At 65.8% G+C, this 18,198-nt stretch carries 13 protein-coding genes; 3 read left to right on the top strand and 10 right to left on the bottom strand.

Annotation, left to right across the window (positions count from 1 at the left end; genetic code table 11):
• Window positions 1-3: 3 nt before the first annotated feature.
• The 10 genes from OZ10_RS12380 to OZ10_RS12335 all read right to left on the bottom strand — a co-directional run bounded on the left by OZ10_RS12380 (window position 4) and on the right by OZ10_RS12335 (window position 14,204).
• Entirely contained in the window at window positions 4-939 is a 936-nt protein-coding gene (locus OZ10_RS12380) for an endonuclease/exonuclease/phosphatase family protein (RefSeq protein ID WP_039565143.1), read from the bottom strand.
• Window positions 940-989: 50 nt separating this feature from the next.
• Window positions 990-4,127 carry a discoidin domain-containing protein gene (locus tag OZ10_RS12375; RefSeq protein ID WP_039565139.1) on the bottom strand — a complete coding sequence of 1,046 codons (3,138 nt, stop codon included), beginning with the start codon at window positions 4,125-4,127 and terminating at the stop codon, window positions 990-992.
• 26 nt (window positions 4,128-4,153) lie between these two features.
• A complete protein-coding gene (locus OZ10_RS12370; protein ID WP_039412596.1) occupies window positions 4,154-4,990 on the bottom strand; it encodes a carbohydrate ABC transporter permease in 837 nt (278 codons plus the stop codon).
• The gene (locus OZ10_RS12365; RefSeq protein ID WP_081419495.1) at window positions 4,987-5,871 is read right to left on the bottom strand and encodes a carbohydrate ABC transporter permease; all 885 of its coding nucleotides are present in this window, start codon (window positions 5,869-5,871) and stop codon (window positions 4,987-4,989) included. The genes OZ10_RS12370 and OZ10_RS12365 overlap by 4 nt, the downstream gene beginning before the upstream one ends.
• Window positions 5,868-7,235, bottom strand: coding sequence for a sugar ABC transporter substrate-binding protein (locus OZ10_RS12360; protein WP_039565136.1), 1,368 nt, complete (start codon window positions 7,233-7,235; stop codon window positions 5,868-5,870). Before OZ10_RS12360 ends, OZ10_RS12365 begins: the two co-directional genes overlap by 4 nt.
• A gap of 3 nt (window positions 7,236-7,238) precedes the next feature.
• The gene (locus OZ10_RS12355) at window positions 7,239-8,858 is read right to left on the bottom strand and encodes a glucoamylase family protein (RefSeq protein ID WP_039412606.1); all 1,620 of its coding nucleotides are present in this window, start codon (window positions 8,856-8,858) and stop codon (window positions 7,239-7,241) included.
• Window positions 8,859-8,960: 102 nt separating this feature from the next.
• The gene (locus tag OZ10_RS12350) at window positions 8,961-11,939 is read right to left on the bottom strand and encodes a TonB-dependent receptor (protein ID WP_039565135.1); all 2,979 of its coding nucleotides are present in this window, start codon (window positions 11,937-11,939) and stop codon (window positions 8,961-8,963) included.
• A gap of 103 nt (window positions 11,940-12,042) precedes the next feature.
• Window positions 12,043-13,065 (bottom strand): LacI family DNA-binding transcriptional regulator, encoded by a 1,023-nt coding sequence (locus tag OZ10_RS12345; RefSeq protein WP_039412611.1) that lies wholly within the window; start codon window positions 13,063-13,065, stop codon window positions 12,043-12,045.
• 573 nt (window positions 13,066-13,638) lie between these two features.
• Window positions 13,639-13,908: a BolA family protein gene (locus OZ10_RS12340; RefSeq protein WP_039565132.1), complete on the bottom strand. Its 270-nt coding sequence runs from the start codon at window positions 13,906-13,908 to the stop codon at window positions 13,639-13,641.
• The gene (locus tag OZ10_RS12335) at window positions 13,905-14,204 is read right to left on the bottom strand and encodes a YciI family protein (protein ID WP_039412619.1); all 300 of its coding nucleotides are present in this window, start codon (window positions 14,202-14,204) and stop codon (window positions 13,905-13,907) included. Before OZ10_RS12335 ends, OZ10_RS12340 begins: the two co-directional genes overlap by 4 nt.
• A 350-nt stretch (window positions 14,205-14,554) precedes the next feature.
• Between OZ10_RS12335 and OZ10_RS12330 the strand changes: the two genes are divergently transcribed.
• The 3 genes from OZ10_RS12330 to OZ10_RS12320 all read left to right on the top strand — a co-directional run.
• Complete coding sequence (locus OZ10_RS12330; RefSeq protein WP_039412622.1) at window positions 14,555-15,460, top strand: segregation and condensation protein A; 906 nt, start codon at window positions 14,555-14,557, stop codon at window positions 15,458-15,460.
• A gap of 13 nt (window positions 15,461-15,473) precedes the next feature.
• A complete protein-coding gene (scpB, locus tag OZ10_RS12325; RefSeq protein ID WP_039412625.1) occupies window positions 15,474-16,673 on the top strand; it encodes an SMC-Scp complex subunit ScpB in 1,200 nt (399 codons plus the stop codon).
• Window positions 16,666-18,198: pseudouridine synthase (locus OZ10_RS12320; protein ID WP_039565144.1), on the top strand; the 1,533-nt coding region annotated here is incomplete at its 3' end. The genes scpB and OZ10_RS12320, both read left to right, overlap by 8 nt.

Here is an 18,198-nt window from a genome sequence, read left to right as displayed (position 1 = left end):
CTCCTACGGCATTCGGTCGCTCGGTGCGGGCTGGGCCGGTGGCGCGAGCTGCAAGCGTACCCAGACGCCATAGTGGTCCGATGCCCAGCGACCTTCGGCGTAGGGCGTATCGAACAGGATGCGGGCTTCGCGGGCGAGCAGACGGTTCTGCTGGAAGAACACGTGATCGATGCGCGCCGGCTTGTCGAAGATGTGCATGTTCAAGGTGCTGACCATGACATCGCTGGTGCGATGCACGCTGCCGTAGCTGTCGCCATACCCCTTGCGTAGCGCTTGCAGGTCCAGTGCATCGGCGGCGGTGTTGAAGTCACCGGCAATCACCACCGGCGCCTGTGCACTGGTGGAGGAAACAAACTCCAGCAGATCGCCGACCTGGCGCGTGCGTGTGGCGGTGCCGCGCGCATCGGCACGTTCGTTGAGATGGGTGACGTAGACGTTGACCGGCTGGCCGTCGACGTCGATCTGCAGATGCGCGGCAACCCGATAGTCGTCCAGCGGCTGCAGCAGGCGCTCGTGGCGCGCCAGCACCCTGCGCCGGGTCAGCAGCGCATTGCCGTAGCGCTTGGGCGCACCCACAGGATCGACCGAGACGAAGATGACCTGGTACCCAAGCTTCCGCGCCAGCCAAATGGCCTGGTTTTCCACGCTGCCGCGCCGCTCGATGACCTCCTGCAGTGCGATCACGTCCGGCGCCAGCTGCCTGAGTTCCTTGGCGATATGCGCGCGACGGCCTGGCCAGTCCTCGCGGTCGTGATGCAGGTTGAGCGTGACCAGGGTCATCTCGCGCGCCTGCGCGGTGGCGGCAGTCGCCGGCCCTGATCCGGCAACCACCGCGGCCGCGCCATGCGGCTTCGCTTGATCAGTCTCCAGCCGCACTTCCGCCGGCCCGGCCTGGGCAGCCGCAGAGCACGCCCCCAACAGCGCCACCGAGGCCAGCATCAGGCTGCGGTGGCGCCACTGCCCTGCCCGTCGCGGACAAGGCACGAGCGTCATTGCGCGGCCTTCTCGGCCCGCCGCACCGCGCCGGGCACATCGATCTGCACTGTGGCCGGCAGCTGCTGGATGCGCAGCTCGCCGTTCTGCCACTCGACCGATTCGCCGTTGACGCTGGCCTTGCCCGGTTCGCCCTGGTATGGCCACGCAAACACCACACCGCCCGGCGGCATCAGCAAGCCGGGTTGCAGCTGCAATTGCAGCTGTTTTTCGCTGCGCTGCAGGCTGTAGTTGAGGCGGCCATACGGCGTACGCAGTTCGGCAATGCCGATGCCCTTGCCTTCGAACCAGCGCGTCGGGGTGCCGGCGGCGATCACGATGCTCTGGTCGGATTCGCGGGTGTAGGCAAACATGTCCAGCACCGAGCGGACGAAATCCGACGCCACCCAGGCATGCGGCAGGTCGCCGACGAAGAACGGCGTGCGCGGAGTGCGCGAGACCACTTCGGCCCACTGGTTCCAGGGCTGCGGCGCGCGATCCTTGAAGAAGAATGCCGTCGCATCCCAGGCGCGCTCGCGCCAGCCCAGCCGCACGAAGGCGGCGACGTTGCGCCATTCGTATGGGGTGTAGTCCTTCCACTCGCGCTTGCTGTCGCGGCGGTCGGAGAACTCCTTCCAGTAGCGCTCGAAGGTGTTGTTCAACAATTCCTGCGGCAGGCGCTGCTGCTCGCCCCCCGGCGTGAGCGCGATGGTGGTGGAGGTGGCGTCGAAATCACCGAGTTCGGCCGAGCCGGGCAGGAAATCGAGGTTGTGCTGGCGCACCGCGGCACCGAGCGAGGCGATCAGGTCGCCACTGAATTCATCGCGTGCGGCACCGAACCGGGCGGCGTCCTCCGGCTTGTCGAGCGCGCCAGCCAGCATGGCGGCGTCCTTGTAGCCGCGCAGCGCCCAGAAATTGTCCCAGTACGAATGCACCGGCTTGGCCGAATAGCCTTCGTGGCTGATCGACACCGGCATCATTCCGTAGAAGGCCGGGTTGCGCATGAAGTTATCTTCGGTGCGTTCGCTGGCGCGCAGTTTTTCCATATAGTCGTAGGCGCCGGTGACGTGCGGCCACATCTTTTCCAGGAACGCCTTGTCGCCGGTGTAGCGGTAATACTCGGCGATGTTGTAGATCAGCTCGCCATGGCTGTCGTTTTCCGGCACCGGGTCGCTGCCGCGGTCATCCACGCAGCACGGCACCATGCCGTCGGCGAACTGGAACGGCGCAAACCAGTCGACATAGTCGCGCACCACGTCTTCGCGGCCCAGCCGCAGCAGCCCTTCGGAAATCATCGCGCCGTCGCGGATCCAGCTGCGCGAGTACGAACGCGTGCCCGGCTGCAGACGCGGGCCGATGCGCGAGATCAGCATGTGCGCCAGTGCGGTACGCAGCGTATCGACCACCGGCTTGCCTTCGGCCGGCACGCTGATGCGCACGCGATCGAGCTTGCCGCGCCATTGCTGCGCCACTTGTTGTTGCGCGGTGTCGGCATCGAAACCGGCCGGCAGCTGCGCTGCGCCGGTCTGTGGGATCACCAGCGCCACTTCACGCCGTTGGCCCGGTTCCAGCTTCCAGCGGTACAACAACACGCCCGAGGCCAGGCCGGTTTCGTCCTTGACCTGGGTAATGGTCGGCGGCGTGGCCGCGGTGAGGTGGCTGACATCCATGCCGCTGTCGAAGGCACTGGCAAAACCGGCATCCGGCCGCTGCACGGCGAACACGCGCGGCTTGCCATTGACGTTGACCTGGCCACCGTCCACCGCCAGCTGGTCGATGCGGCTGACGCCGCCCAGGGTGTTGAGGAACTGCGCCGGCGGGTTGACCTGGAACGGCCGCACCGCGAGCGCCAGGGTGAACTCGCGCGCGTCCTTGCCGGTGTTGTGCAGTTGGTAACGCGCAACCAATTGCGCCTGCTCCGGAGTGCCCTGCACGAAGGCAGTCACACGCAGATTCATCAGGTCGTGATGCCAGTCGACGCTGGGAATCGGCAGGTAGTCGTCCTGCAGGCTCTGCTCGCTGCTCACATCGGACCAGTGCAGCAGCTTGCCGCCGGTGACCACGAACGGTTCGATGCTGAAACCGCCCTTGCCCACCTCCACCGCACCGTCTTCGCCGATCAGGCCCTGCTCCGTGCCGCCGTCCAGGCCGATGATGGTCCAGTACGGCTGCTCGCCGGAGAACCCGCGCGGGTAGCTGCCGCGCGGCAGCTGCGCGGCGAGCGACTTGATGAAATCATTCGGCGTTGCCGCGAATGCCAACGGCTGCAGCTGCACTTCCTTGATGCCGTAGCGCCAGTTGGGGCCGTCCTTGAGGTCGAAGCGCAGGTAGCGCGCCTCGGTATCGGGCAGCGCCAGCCAATCGGTACCACCCGCACCGGCGCTGACGGTGCGCAGGTCGCGCCAGCTGCGCCCATCGGCCGAGGCACGCACCACGTATTGCGAAGCCTGCAGGCCGGGCACCCACTGCACCACGGCGCCGCCGAATTCGCGCACCTTGCCCAGGTCCAGCGTGACCGTCTGCTGCTTGACCGCGCCGCTGAGCCAGAAGGTATCCGGCTTGCCGTCGGCCAGGCGTTGTTCCAGCGCGGGCGCGGTGTCGGTGATGGCCTCGGCCTTCAACGGCGAGGTGTCTTCCGGCGGCAACGGGGTGAGGGCCAACCGATCGAAGCACACCGTGCCCTTGCCGCCCACCTTGTTGTAGATGGTGAACTCCACATCCGCGCTGCTGCGCAGTTGCTTGTCCGCACCCGGGCCCCAGGCCTTTTCGATGTTGCGCTTGCGGTAGTTGAACGTGGTCCAGTTTTTCGGGAAGGTGAAGCCCGGCCGGTTGACCCACCACACGTTGTCGCCGCTGGCATCGATGAGCTTGAGCTGCAGGTCGTTGGAGGGCGACTCGCCGCGCACCGCGAACGACATCCGGTAGTTGTCCGGATAGGTGATCGGCAAATTGCGACGGATGCCGACATAGCCGGACACGCCATTGAAGTTGTAGTCCAGGCACAGCGCATGCCCGCCCGAGCTGGTGGCCACCGGCCGCAGCGAACCGCTGACCTGGTTGGAGACCACCAGGCGCCACGCGCCGATGTCGTTGAAACCGTCGAGCACGCGCTCCTGCGCCTGCGCCACGCCCGCAGACGTGACGAAAGCGGCCATGGCACACAGTCGCAGGAACACTGGTTTCACCCCTTCACACTCCCCAGCAGAAGACCTTGGATGTAGTAACGCTGCAGCGCCAGGAACAATAGCAGTACCGGAATCACCGTCACCACTGCACCGGCCATCATCAGTTCCACGTCCATGATGTGCTCGCGCGACAGCGCCGCCAGCGCCACCGGCAAGGTGTATTGCTCCTGGTCGGTCAGCACGATCAACGGCCACATGAAGTCATTCCACGAGCCCATGAAGGTGAAGATGGTCAGGGTAACCAGCACCGGCTTGAGCATCGGCAGCACGATCTGGAAGAAGATCCGCATCTCGCTGGCGCCATCGATGCGCGCGGCCTCGATCAATTCATCGGGAATGCTGCGCGCGTACTGGCGCACCAGAAAGATGCCGAACACCGTGGCCAAGGCCGGCACCACCACCCCGCCGATGTTGTTGACCAGGTGCAGCTGCTTCATCAGCAGGAACAGCGGCAGCATCGCCACCTGCGCCGGGATTACCAGCGCGGCCATCAGGATCTTGAAGATGCGCTCGCGGCCGACAAACTGCAGCTTGGCAAACGCATAGCCGGCCATGGTGTTGATCAGCAGCGATCCCAGCGTAATCAGCCCGGACACCAGCAGGCTGTTGGCGAAGTTGCGCGCCATGCCGGTGCGCGCAAACAGCTCGTGGTAGTTGGCGGTGGTGAACGCCGAGGGCAGCATCGGCGGCGGAAACCGGCTGGCCTCGCCGGTGGGCATGAACGACACCGACAGCATCCATAGCAGCGGCGCCAGGCTGATCAGGGCCAGCACCAGCAGGCCGCCGTTGATCAGCACGGCATTCCAGCGCGACTCGCCGACATCACGGCTCATATCAGGTCCTTCTTGCGGCCAAAGCGCAACATCACGGTGGTCACCGCCAGGATGATCAGGAACAACAGGAATGCCACTGCCGACGCGCGGCCGAGGTTCCACCACTTGAAGCCTTCTTCGAACATGAAATACAGCACGCTGACGGTGCTCTGCAGTGGGTCGCCGCGGGTCATCACGTAGGGTTCGGCAAACAGCTGGAAATAGCCGGAAATGGTGATCACGCCAACCACCATCAGCACCGGGCCGAGCATCGGCAAGGTGATGTGCAGGAACTGCTTCCAGCGCGAGGCGCCGTCGATGCGCGCGGCCTCGTACAGGTCCTGCGGGATCGCCTGCAGCCCGGCCAGGAAGATCACCATGTTGTAGCCGAAGTTCTTCCACACCGCGAACAGCATGATGGTGGGCATGGCCCAGCGCGGGTCGCCCAACCAGTCGATCGGGGCGATGCCCAGATGGCTGAGGCCGAAGTTCACCAGGCCGTATTTGATGTGGAACAGGTAACGCCAGATCACCGCCACCGCCACCAGGGTGGTCACCACCGGGGCGAACAAGGCGGTACGGAACAAGGCCTTGAAGCGCGAGGCCTTGGCATTGAGCAAGAGCGCGGCGCCGAGCGAGACGCCGATCGACATCGGCACGCCCAGCAGTACGAAGTACGTGGTGTTCCAGAGCGACTTCCAGAACAACGGCGTCTGCAGCAGTTCGACATAGTTGCCCAGGCCGACGAAGCGCAGATGGCTGCTGTCGGCCAGTGCGTACAGGTCGAAGTCGGTGACGCTGAGCACCAGCGCGGCGAACACCGGCACGCCGAAGAACATGCCCAGCACCATGATCGACGGCGCGGCAAACACCCAGCCGGCGACGGAATTGCGTTTCATCATGGTGCGGCTCCCTGGCCCGCGGCGGCGGCTGGCGTGACGATTTCTGCAGACGGCGCTGCTGGGGGTGTGGCCGTCTCACCGGCCGGACCGACATGCCCGCCCTCCTGCTCGAAGATCCAGCGGCGCTTGGCCAGAATTTCGTCCACACGTTGATCCAGTTCCTGCACCGCGGCGTCGTGCGATTGACCGCCGCGCACCACGCGCTCGGTCACCAGACGCATTTCCTGCACGATGCGCTCCCACTCCAGCACCTTCGGCGTGGCCTTGACCCGCTCCAGCTGGTCGCCGAAGGCATGCGCCAGTTCGTCGTTGGCCAACGACGGCAACTTCCAGGTACTGCGGCGCGGCGGCAGGTCGCCGATGATGGCGTGGAAACGCGCCTGCACCGTGGGCTGGGAGAGGTATTCGATCAGCTTCCAGCCGGCGTCCTTGTGCTGGGACGACTTGAAGATCACGAGGCTGGAGCCGCCGGCAATGCCCGCACCCAGGCCGTTCGGCCCAGGCAATGCAGCGGTGCCCCACTTGCCTTCCATGCCCGGCGGCTGGCGCAGCTTGAACTCGCGCACGTTCCAGGGCCCGGACAGGTAGAACGCGTAGTAGCCATTGAAGAATTCGTACCAGACGTTGGACACCTGGGTCTCGGAGACCTTCGGCGCCCAGCCCTTCTGGTACATGCCGTCGTAGAAGCCAAGCGCCTTGCGGAAACCGGCGCCGCGGAAGTTGCCGTAGTTGTCGTGGTCGCGCAGCAGGCGGTCGTCCTGCTGCAGCGCGAACGACAGCTGCTGCTCGAACTCGTTGAGCGGCATCAGGATGGCGTAGCGGTCGGGGCCGACCTTGCGCTTGATCGCCGCCATCACCTGTTCCATCTCCGCCCAGGTCTTGGGCATTTCGCTATAGCCGGCCTCGCGCAGCAGATCTTTGCGATAGAACAGCAGGCGCGTGTCCACATACCACGGCACCCCGTACAGCGTGCCATCGACCACGTTGGTGTCCCACACGCCGGGAAAGTAGTCGGCCGGGTCGACGATCGTCGAGCGCGCCACATACGGCTGCATCGGCTCCAGCGTGTCGAGCAGCGCAAATTCCGGCAGCCAGGTGTTGCCGAGCTGGCACACGTCCGGCAAGCCGTCGGCGGCGAAGGCGGTGAGCAGTTTTTCGTGCGCCGCGGTCATCGGGATGTTTTGCACATCGACGTGGATGTCCGGGTTCTGCTTTTCGAAGTCGGCCACCAGCTCGGCGACCACTTCGGCTTCCTTGCCCATGGCCCAGAAGCGCACGGTGGTCTTGGCAGGGTCGGAGCGATTACATCCCGCCGCACCTGCACACAAGGCGGCGGCCAACATCAACAGTTTCAAAAGGCGCACGGATTACTCGGGTTTTTGGCGTTGCGAAGGGTCTTGCTGGGCCTGGGCGGCGGCGGCACGCGATTCGGCCATGCCCAGCGAGCGGGCAGCTGCCTTTTGCTCGTCCTTCTGCGGCAACGGCTGCGGCTCACCCTCGGGCGTGAGCCAGCCACCGGTGAAGCCGGCGCGTTCCAGACCAGCGCGGATGTAGGAGTTCTTTTTCATCACCGTCCAGACGAATTCGTTCTGGTAGTTGGCAATCATCGCCAGGATCGGGCCCTGGTCGATGGCGATGTAATCGCTGGCCACCCAGCCGCGGTCCGGCACCATGCGCCCGGTCTTGAGCGGAATGTCGTAATTGAAGCTGGGGTTGAACGAGTCCAGGAACCCGTAACTGGAATACAGGAAGTTGCCGTAGCGCTTGTGCATTTCCTCGGTGGCCGGGATCACCACTTCCGGGGCGAACACGATCGAGGAGATCGCCGCCGACGGCACGATGGTGCCGTCGTCGAAGTTCTCGCGCAGGCCGGCGCCGCGCGAGGAGTAATGGCGGAACTGGCGCTGCTCGCCGCGGTATTCCTGGCTGGTGTTCTGCGGGCCGTCGCCGGCGGTCAGGCCCCAGACGTTCTCGCCGTAGTCCTTCCACTTCATCGGGTTGTCGATGGCGTAGTCGCGCTGGGCCAGGGTGGCGCGGCGGCTGTTGAGGAAATAGTCGATGCCGCGTTCGCGCATGTACTGGTCCTGGATATCGCGGAAGTCGATCCAGACATGGCTGTACTGGTGGCCGAACAGCGGGCCGAAGGACAGGTATTCCTGGCCCTGGTACACGCCCCAGTCGTTGTTGTAGGTGCGGGTCCAGCTGGTCCACGCTTCCGGGTCGACGCCGTGCGTGGGCGAGCCCAGCGCGAGGATGTACAGCATCATCGCCTCGTTGTAGCCCATCCAGTCGTGGTCGATGAAGCCGCTCTCGGGGAACCAGCCCATCGAGATCAGCGGCGCACGCTGCTGCAGCCAGCGCCAGTCCACGCGCTTGTAGAGCGTATCGGCAATCTGGCGGATTTCTTTTTCGCGCGGGTCCTCGCCGTCGTAATACGACTGGGTGAACAACACGCCCATCATCAGCAGTGCGGTGTCCACGCTCGACAGTTCGACCCAGCTGTCGTAGCGGTTGCCCTGCTGCATGTCGAGAAAGTGGTAGTAGAAGCCCTTGTACCCGGCCCGACCGGTCCGCTGCGGCCCCATCGGCGCGTCGCGGAAGAATTTCAGGGTGGTCAGGGTGCGGTCGATCGCCTGATTGCGGCTGACCCAGCCGTTCTCGATGCCGATCGGATACGCGGTCAGCGCGAACCCGACCGAGGCGATGCTGGCAAACGGACGCGACGGAAACCGGTCCGGGGACAGTCCGTTGAGTTCATTGGTGGTGTCCCAGAAGAACTGGAACGTGCGGCGTTCGATGTCCGAGAACAGCGGCGGCAGCGGCGGCTTGACCGGTTTGGGCGGCAACTGCGCCTCGATCAGGATGACTTTCACCGGCGCCTTCTTTTCGGCCACCTTGGGTTCCTCGGCCTGTTTACAGGACGCCAGCAGCAGCGCGCCCAGCAATAGTGAAATCGTCAACCAACGCGACGTGTTGCCCCTGTCCATCCGCCCCCCGCTCGTGTAATCGATTACATCTCGCACGCCAACCTACCCTATCCAAGCGCCGAGTTCGACCGCCCCGGCAGTGTGCCGGGGCGGTCGAGGACCTTACCAGTCCAGACCGAAGGCCAGACGGAAAGTACGCATCGGCGACGCCAGCACACCGGTCGGTGTGCCGTAAGCCGTGTTCAAGTCAGCCAGTGTCCCGGTGTCGCCGTTAAAGTTGGCGTAGTTCACCCAATTGAACACGTTGAGGATATCCGCACGCACGTTGAATTTGACACCTGCGCCGGTATCCCATTGCTTGTTGGCCGCAATGCTGAACTCCTTGTAGCCCAGCGTGCCGTCCGGCTTGAACTGGATGATGTCGCATTGATCGTTGCCGGCAAGGCAATTCTGGCCGTAGCGCGCAGTCTGGCTGGCCAGCGACAGCTTGCCGGACAGCTTGATCTCGTACGGCAACTCATAGATGCCGGTGACCACCAGGCGGTTCTTGGGAATGCCGCCGGCTTCACGCCAGCCGTAATCCTGGATACGTTCGCGGTCCAGCGCGTAGTGCTCGCCGAACTGGCGGTTCTCCTTGGCATCGGAATAGGTATAGGCCACGGTCAGGCCCCAACCGGAGTCTTCGTCGAACGGCTTTTCGATCTGCAGCGCGAGCTGGTTGTTGCGGGTCTCCACGCCATTAGTGCCCAGCACGATGGCGCTGTAGCCATCCGGGCCGTCGGTCGGCACGCCCGAGGTGGTGCCCGGCTGGAAGAACGAACCGTCGGGCAGACGGTTGCCGCGCAGGAAGGCAAAGCCGTCGTGGCTTTCGATGCGACTCAGGGTGACATCGGTGAACCAGTCCTGGCCCCACAGCGGCACCATGTTGCGCATGCCGATGCTGAATTGGTCGGAGTACGGGGTCTTGATGTTGTTGTCGATCAGGTAGATCTCGCGCCCGCCGCCGCCGGCACTGGTGGCCGCCAGCGCATCGAGCCCTTGCTGGGTGCTGTAGGCCGGATTCCACGCCGTGCACGGGTCGCCCAGGCACGCACCGTTGTTGGCGCTGGTGAAGTAGTAGCTATACGACTTGAACGAGTTGTTGAGCTGTTCCAAGGCCAGGTAGTCGAAGATGTTGCGGTCGTAGGCACGGCCGGCACCGCCATAGATCACGTGGGCCTGGTCGCCGAACAGGTCGTAGGACGCGCCCAGGCGCGGCTGCCAGGCATCCTTGAAGGCCTTGCGGTTGTTGCCGGTGCTGATGAAGTTGTTGATGTTGTAGTTGGCGTTTTGCAGGTTGGGCCAGTTCTGCAGCGCACCGGCCACATCCGTCGGGGTGACGAAGTCCAGGAAGGCCGGGGTTTCTTCGTAGTCGTAGCGCACGCCCAGGTTCAAAGTCCAGTGCTCGTTGACCTCCCAATCGTCCTGCAGGTAGATGCCGTATTGCTTGTTCTTGGACACCACCGACCCGCCACCTTCCACCAGCGGCGCGCCGAAGCGCACGCGGTACGGCGTCTGCACGTCGGTGAGGATGTTGTAGTAGTACTGCGGGTTGGCCGGATTGAACTGGGTCGAGTCCAGATCGATGCTCTTGAACTTCACGCCCATCTTGATGGTGTGGGCGCCATGCCATTCCAGGCTGTTCAAGGTCAGGTCGTCCTGGAAGGTCCAGCCCTTCTGGCCCTTGCGCTGGAAGCTGCTGCCGGCGCCGGCAGACAGGACTTCGTCCTCGATCCCGCGCACCGGCACGTAGCTCAGCACGTAGCCGGTGCCGTCGTTGAGCGGCGCCTGGTTCCAGAACGCGCTTTCGTAGCTCAGGTTGGCTTCGTTGAGGAAATTGGCGCCGCTGTACTGCCAGCGCAGGTTGGCGCGCTTTTCTTCCTGGCCGTTGACGCTGCCGTGCTCGTAGGTCGAAGTGCGGCCGACGTCGTTGAGCTCGTCTTCCTTGCGGTACTTGCCGGTCAGCTCGAACAGGTTGTTCTCGCCGATGGTCCAGTCGATCTTGCCGAAGTACAGGTCTTCCTTGAACGGCGTGCTGTAGGTGGCCACCAGCGGCTGCAGCTGCGCCGGCAGCTGGTCGATACGGTCGGAATAGATCGAGCCGGGGATCACCACGTTCGGCGTGGTGTATTCCTTGGCTTCATAGGCGATGAAGAAATGCGCCTTGTCCTGGAGGATCGGGCCGCTGAAGGTGGCGCCGTACTGGGTTTCCTCGAAGTCGTCGCGCACGCCGGCCTTCTTCTCCAGCGGGCTCTCCTCGCGCCAGCCGTCGTTGCTGGTATCCCAGAAGAAGCTGCCATGGAAATCGTTGGTGCCCGACTTGGACGAGGCCACGATGGCCGCGCCGCTGACCTGATCGAACTCGGCCTTGTAGTTGGAGGTGATGACCTTGTATTCGCCGATCGCCGACTGCGGGAACGGGTTGCCGCGGCTGGAATCCTGGCCGCTCACGCCGCCGGTCAACACGTAGTTCTTCTGGCTGACACCGTCGATATAGACGTTGGTGCCCTCGGCCGAGGTGGCGCCCGAGCGCACCTTGGTGGTGCCGTTGGCGTCGCGGGTGAACTGCACGTTCGGCACGGTGTCGGCCAGTTCCAGGAAGTTGCGCGTGGCACGCGGCAGGTTCTGGATCTGCACGTTGGAGATGTAGGTGGCGTTTTCGGAGGTACGGGTTTCCACCAGCACCGGTGGCGCCTTGACCTGCACCGCATCCAGCGTGGTGGCGTTACCACCGGCCGCCGTGGCCGGCTCGCCGCCGACGCCCAGGTTCAGGGTGGCCGTCTGGCCGACCTGCACCGTCACGTTCTGCGAGCTGGTCTGGCCGTTGGCGGTGACGTCGATGCGATAGGAGCCCGGGGGCAGGCCACCGACCGAGTAACCGCCGTTGCCGACCTGCACGGTCCGGGTCAGTCCGGTGGCGAGATTGGTCGCGGTGACCTGGGCCTGCGCCGCAGGTGCAGCGTCGACGGTGACCTGGCCGCGAATGGTCGCCGCGGTGCTCTGCGCAAATGCAGGCGCGGCGCCCAGCAGCAGGCAGCTGGCCAGGGCGCAGCTGAGCAGCTTGCGCGCCGGGCGCGCGGTATGGGAGTGGTGGTGGCGCATTGGTCCCTCCAGGGATCGGTACAGATTGTTGTTGTGGCGTTGCGGTCTTGCAGGAACGACCGCTGCGGGGGCAGCGGGAGCGGACAGGACGTCCGCGAAAAGGTCAGCCGCCGGCGTCGCCGGCACCGCAGGACGCACGGATCACCAGCTCGGGCCGCAGCAGTTGGCGCAGGCCGTCGTCACCGCCGGGGGTCTCGACCAGCCGCATCAGGCGGGTCATTGCCTGCTCACCCAGGCGCGCGATGCTGACCCGCATCGTGGTCAGCGCCGGGTGCACGAAACGCGCCAGCGGGATGTCGTCGAAACCGGCCAGCGCAACATCGTCCGGAACCCGGATATCGGCCTGCGCAAACGCGTAGAGGCAGCCCAGCGCGGTCATGTCGTTGGCCGCGAACACCGCATCGGGCAGGGGGCCGGCGGCCAGCATGGCCAGCCCGGCGCGGTGGCCGGAGGCTTCGTCGAAGTCGCCGGCATATTCGATGCCCTGCGCCTGCTCACCGTGTGCGGCCATCGCGTCACGAAACCCGCGCAGGCGCTCACGCGCATCGAAATTGAGCGCCGGCCCGCCGATGAAGGCGATGCGCCGGTGTCCGGCCCCCAACAGGTGCTCGGTCATCGCCATGGCACCGGCGTGGTCGTCGATGCTCAGCACCGGATAGCCGGCTCCGGGCAGGTGGGCATTGATCAGCACCGTGGGCAGCGACTGCGGCAGGTTGTCGGTCAGGAAACCGGGCTGCTCGGCATACGGCGAGAGCACCAGCAAGCCATCCACCCGGCCCCGCATCGAGCGCAGCGCCCTGCCCTGGGCCTCCGGATCTCCGTGATAGCTGGACACCAGCAGGTGCTGGCCGGCGGCGCGGGCGGCGCCATCGATGCCACGGATCAACTCGGAAAAGAATTCGCCATACAGGTCCGGCAGCACCACGCCCAGGGTCTGGGAGCGCCGGCTGCTCAGGCTGCGCGCAGCAGCGTGCGGGCTGTAGCGCAGCCGTTCGGCGACCTCCATGACGTGCTGGCGCACCGGCCCGGCCACGTTGTCGTGCCCGTTGAGCGCGCGCGACACCGTCGCCACGGACACCTGTGCTTCCCGTGCAACATCTTTGATGGTGACCGCACCCTTGGCCATGCGTGTCGCCCTCCGCGACCGGCTTTCCAAAACTGGCGCGGACTGTAAGCGTTTTCATAAGCGTGCGTAAACCCCTGTCTTCACGCGTGTGAAACCGCTTACAGATCAAGCATCTGCAAGTGATGAATACGTGAAGCAATGTGCTGCGGCGCAACAAATACGTGCCCATGTGTCCACAAACGAAGCACAACGCGGATCACGGTTGGCACTTATCTCCGCGGTGTGACCGGCGCGGGCATGACCACTCGGCAAGGCGTGTCGGGCTGCTGACGGCGCGCGGGCGACGTTCATGACAGCGGCGCGCCAGCGTGGCTACCAGGGGCTGACTCTCTATCATGTGGTGCCTCGCAAGGAGTCCGCAGAAACAGTGCGTGATGGGCCAGCGCCCGGCAACGCAGCCGCGCTCAGGTGCGCTACGGCTATGCAATGGAGGTGCTGCCAGGCGTCATGGCTGGGTCGTCCACCCGGGCACTGCCGCGCCCGTCGGAGCGCACCCGGGCGCGACAGAGCGTTACCGATAAAGCCCCGTCGCGCCCGGGTGCGCTCCTGCACGACGCGGCCTGGTCGCTCCGGCTAGCCGGCCTCCCCCGGCGCCAATGCCTCGATCGACAAGGCATGGATATCGGTCTGCATCATCTCGCCGACGGCCGCGTATACCGCGCGGTGGCGCGCGAGCGGCGGCTTGCCGGCGAAGGCAGCACTGACCACGCGCACATTGAAGTGCCCGCGCCCGTCGCGTGCGCCGGCATGGCCTGCGTGGCGGTGACTGTCATCCACCACCTCCAGCTCGGTTGGCGCCAGCGCCGCCTGCACCGCCGCGCGGATTCGCTCGGCCCGGCTCATGGCAACACCCGCCGGAACGGGCGGACCTCCGTGCGCACGTACACGCCGGCCTCCACGTACGGGTCGGCGTCGGCCCATGCGCGCGCATCCTCCAGCGCGTCGAACTCGGCAATCACCACACTGCCGCTGAAGCCGGCCGGACCGGGATCCTCGGCGTCGATGGCCGGGCATGGGCCCGCCACCAGCAAGCGGCCCGCTGCCGCCAAGGCCTGCAGGCGCGCCAGATGCGCCGGTCGCGCCTGCTGCCGCGCCGCCAGGGCGTCGGCCCGGTCATACCCCTCGATTACGTACCACACACGCCACCTCGCCAGAACTTGAAGATCACCGCCCGATTCTAGCCGCGTCAGTGCTGGACACCGCCCCCGCGCACGCATTACCCTTGGCACCACTGCACACGCAACCGGACGCAGCGGCCCGTCGGCCCAGGCCCCACGCCACACTCGACGAGCGATTCGCTGCCCACCGCCGGCTCGCGTAGATGACCTCCTCGCTGTTCCGTCGCCGCATGCCACGCGGCGCACGTTATATGTGGATTTGTAGGATCGTGCCGGCCCAGGCACGACATTGATCGTAATAACTCAAGGCAAAGCCCTGCAGGCGCGGCTTCAGACCGTGGCCGGCGACCGTAAGACCCGATGTCGACCTGATGAATTCCGAACTCGCGCACGTCGCGACTCCGCCAGCCACGAGCGCGCCGCCACAGCAGCAGGAAATGCCGCTGGCGGTGGTGCATGGGCAGCCGGTGCTGCAGATCCCGCAGGATCTGTATATCCCGCCAGACGCGCTGGAAGTCATCCTGGATGCCTTCGAAGGCCCGCTGGACCTGCTGCTGTACCTGATCCGGCGCCAGAACCTGGATATTCTGGATATACCCGTGGCCGAGATCACCCGGCAGTACGTGGACTACATCAATGTGATGCAGGAGCTGCGCTTCGAACTGGCCGCCGAATATCTGGTGATGGCCGCGATCCTGGCCGAGATCAAGTCGCGCATGTTGTTGCCGCGCCCGCCGAGCCAGGATGGCGAAGAAGAAGATCCGCGCGCCGAGCTGGTACGCCGCCTGCAGGAATACGAGCGCTTCAAGCAGGCCGCCGAGGATCTGGACACCCTGCCCCGCATGGGTCGCGACAGCGCGCCGGTGCAGGCGCATCTGCCCGAGCGCGCGGCGGTCAAGCTGCCGCCGCCGGTGGAACTGAAAGAAATGCTGATGGCGCTGTACGACGTGCTCAAGCGCGCCGAGCTGTTTACCGGCCATGCGATCAAGCGCGAGGCGCTGAGCGTGCGCCAGCGCATGGGCGATGTGCTGAGCCGCCTGGACGACGGCAGGTTCTATCGCTTCGAGTCGCTGTTCACTGCCGAGGAAGGCAAGCTCGGTGTACTGGTCACCTTCCTGGCGCTGCTCGAATTGGCCAAGGAGCAGTTGCTGGACATCGTGCAGGAAGCGCCACTGGCGCCGATCTACGTGAAGTCGCTGGCGTTGGGAAATACCAACGCGCCGCTGCAATTCTCCAGCGAATTCGATGACAGCGATGCTGCCAACGAACCTATCTGAAGCCGATCACCGAATGGATCAAGCGCTGATCACCCGCATCATCGAAGCCGCCCTGCTGGCGAGCAGCCAGCCGCTGACGCTGGCGCAATTGCAGGGTTTGTTTCCGGAAGAAGAACCCGCGCCGCCCGGCAGCGTGGAGCGCGCGCTGGAACTGCTGCGCGAGGGCTGCGCCGAGCGCGGCGTGGAACTGGTCGAGGTGGCCTCGGGCTTCCGCTTCCAGGTCAAGGCCGAGGTGCATGGTTGGGTGGCACGGCTGTGGACCGAGCGCCGCACCAAGTACACCCGCGCAACGCTGGAAACGTTGGCCTTGATTGCCTACCGCCAGCCGATCACCCGCGGCGAGATCGAGCAGGTGCGCGGCGTGGCAGTCAGCAGCAACATCATCCAGGCGCTGGAAGAACGCGAGTGGATCCGCGTGGTCGGCCACCGCGATGTCCCGGGCAAGCCCGCCCTGTTCGGTACCACCAAGGGCTTTCTGGATTACTTCGGGCTCAAGCGATTGGACGAGCTGCCGCCATTGTCTGAGTTGAAGGACATCGCCGAGCTGGAACCGCAGCTGCCGCTGGACCGCGACGGGCAACTGGATGGCGCCGTGCCGGCGTCGGCAGCGATGCAGACCGCACAGGATCAGGCAGATGCCGATGCGGCTGGCGCTGAAGGCGCCGATGCGGATGCAACTGCTGACGGCGCCGACGTTGATGGCGCTGATGCAGACGCCACCACCGCTGACGCCGCGGCCGATGACAGCGACATCAGCGCGACGCAGGAGGATCTGGAAGCGCCCGTGACCGCCGCGGTGGCAAGCCAGGACAGCCGTTCCCAGGCAGCGACCGATCATCAGGCCAATGCCGGGCGCGATCCCGAAACAGACATCGACACCGTTGCCGACCAGCACGCGCCGGCAACGGCCAGCGATGCCGGGGTCGACCAGCAACACCACGCTCTTCACGACGCCATCGACATGGACGATGCCGACGTGACGGGCGCGCAGACACCGCAACACCCCGGGCATGCCCCGGTGCAGGACCAGGATACGCACCACCCAGATGACGCCCGCGAGGGCGACCCCGACACCGCGCCGGGAACGCGCGCGGATGCAGTGAACGAAGACGAAGACAACGCCGTCGCGACGACGACCGTGGCTGTTGACGAAGCCGATTCCGACCCAGAGGCCGACCCGCAACGCGGCGGCCGGAGCCAGACACATGAGTGACACCCCCCGCAAGCTGTCGTTGAACAAGCTTTCCCTCAAGCGCGACAGCGCGCCCGAAGCGCCCAAGCTGGAAGAGCGCCTGCACAAGGTGCTGGCCCAGGCCGGCCTGGGCTCGCGCCGCGCGCTGGAGCAGCGCATTGCCGATGGCCTGATCAAGGTCAATGGCGCCGTCGCGCAGACCGGCATGTCGGTGCGCAGCGGCGACAAGATCGAACTGGACGGCCGCAGCTTCGTGGCCAGCGCGCTGACCGAACCGTCGCGCGTGCTGATCTACAACAAGCCCGAAGGCGAAGTGACCACGCGCGAAGATCCCGAAGGCCGCCCGACCGTGTTCGAGTCGCTGCCGGCACTGAAGGGCTCGCGCTGGATCGCCATCGGCCGCCTGGACATCAACACCACCGGCCTGTTGCTGCTGACCACCGACGGTGAGCTGGCCAACGCGATGATGCACCCCTCCTACGAGGTCGAGCGCGAGTACGTGGTGCGCGTGCGCGCCCCGGAAGGCGAAGAGACCGTCTCCGACGCCATCATCGAGCGGCTGTCGCGCGGTGTGTTGCTGGAAGACGGCGGCGCCAAGTTCGACGAGATCGAGCGCATCGGCGGCACCGACTCGCACGACTGGTTCCGCGTGGTCGTCAAGGAAGGCCGCAACCGCGAAGTGCGCCGCCTGTGGGAATCGCAGGGCTGCCAGGTCAGCCGCCTCAAGCGCAGCCGCTACGGCAAGATCTCGCTGCCGCGCGAACTGCTGCGTGGTCAGTCGGTGGAAGTGGCGCAGGAGAAGGTGGAAAGCCTGCGCGCCGAACTCAAGCTGGAAGAAGGCGCGCCGTCGGCGCTGACCCTGCAGCCGGTGATCGGCCAGCGCCGCGCCGCCAAGTCCACCGTGCACGTCTCGCGCGATGGCCGCAGCAATGCCTACGTCAACGGCCAGACGTCCGGCGCCGACGAAGGCCGTGAGCTGCGTCGCTTCGACAACCTGCGCGAAGATCGCGGCCGCGGCGGCCGTGGCAAGCCTGGCGGGTTCAAGGGCGGCCTGACCGTCAGCGGCGAAGCGGCGGCCAAGCAGTCGCAGCAACGCCCGTTCAAGCAGCGCGGCCCGGCCAAGGGCGATCGCTCGCTGCCCGATGGCAACCCGGCGGCATTCCGCAGCTGGTACGTGCCCGATGGCGTGAGCACCGGCCCGAGCGGCCACCGCAACGCCGGCCCGGGGGGCAACAGCACCGGCCAGGCACGTCCGTATGCCAAGAAGGGTCCAGGCGGCGCGCGTCCGGGTGCCGGCGGCCAGGGCCGCGGCGGCGCAGGCGGTCAGGGTCAATCGCAGGGTCAAGGCCAGGGACAGCGCAAGCATCCCTATGGTCACCCGGGCAACGCGCCGATCTTTCCGTCCGATCATGCCAACCCGGGGTTCAGCCCGTATGGCGCTGCGCGTCCTGCCGGACGCCCGAGTGGCGGCCGTCCGGCGGGCCCGGGCGGGAATCGCGGCCCTGCAGCCGGCAATCGCGGCCCCGGTGGTCCGGGCGGTGGCGCG

The sequence above is a fragment of the Xanthomonas cannabis pv. cannabis genome, from assembly GCF_000802365.1.
GTDB classification, from domain to species: domain Bacteria; phylum Pseudomonadota; class Gammaproteobacteria; order Xanthomonadales; family Xanthomonadaceae; genus Xanthomonas; species Xanthomonas cannabis.
Note: the sequence above shows the minus strand (reverse complement) of the source record. Positions and strands in the feature narration are given on the sequence as shown.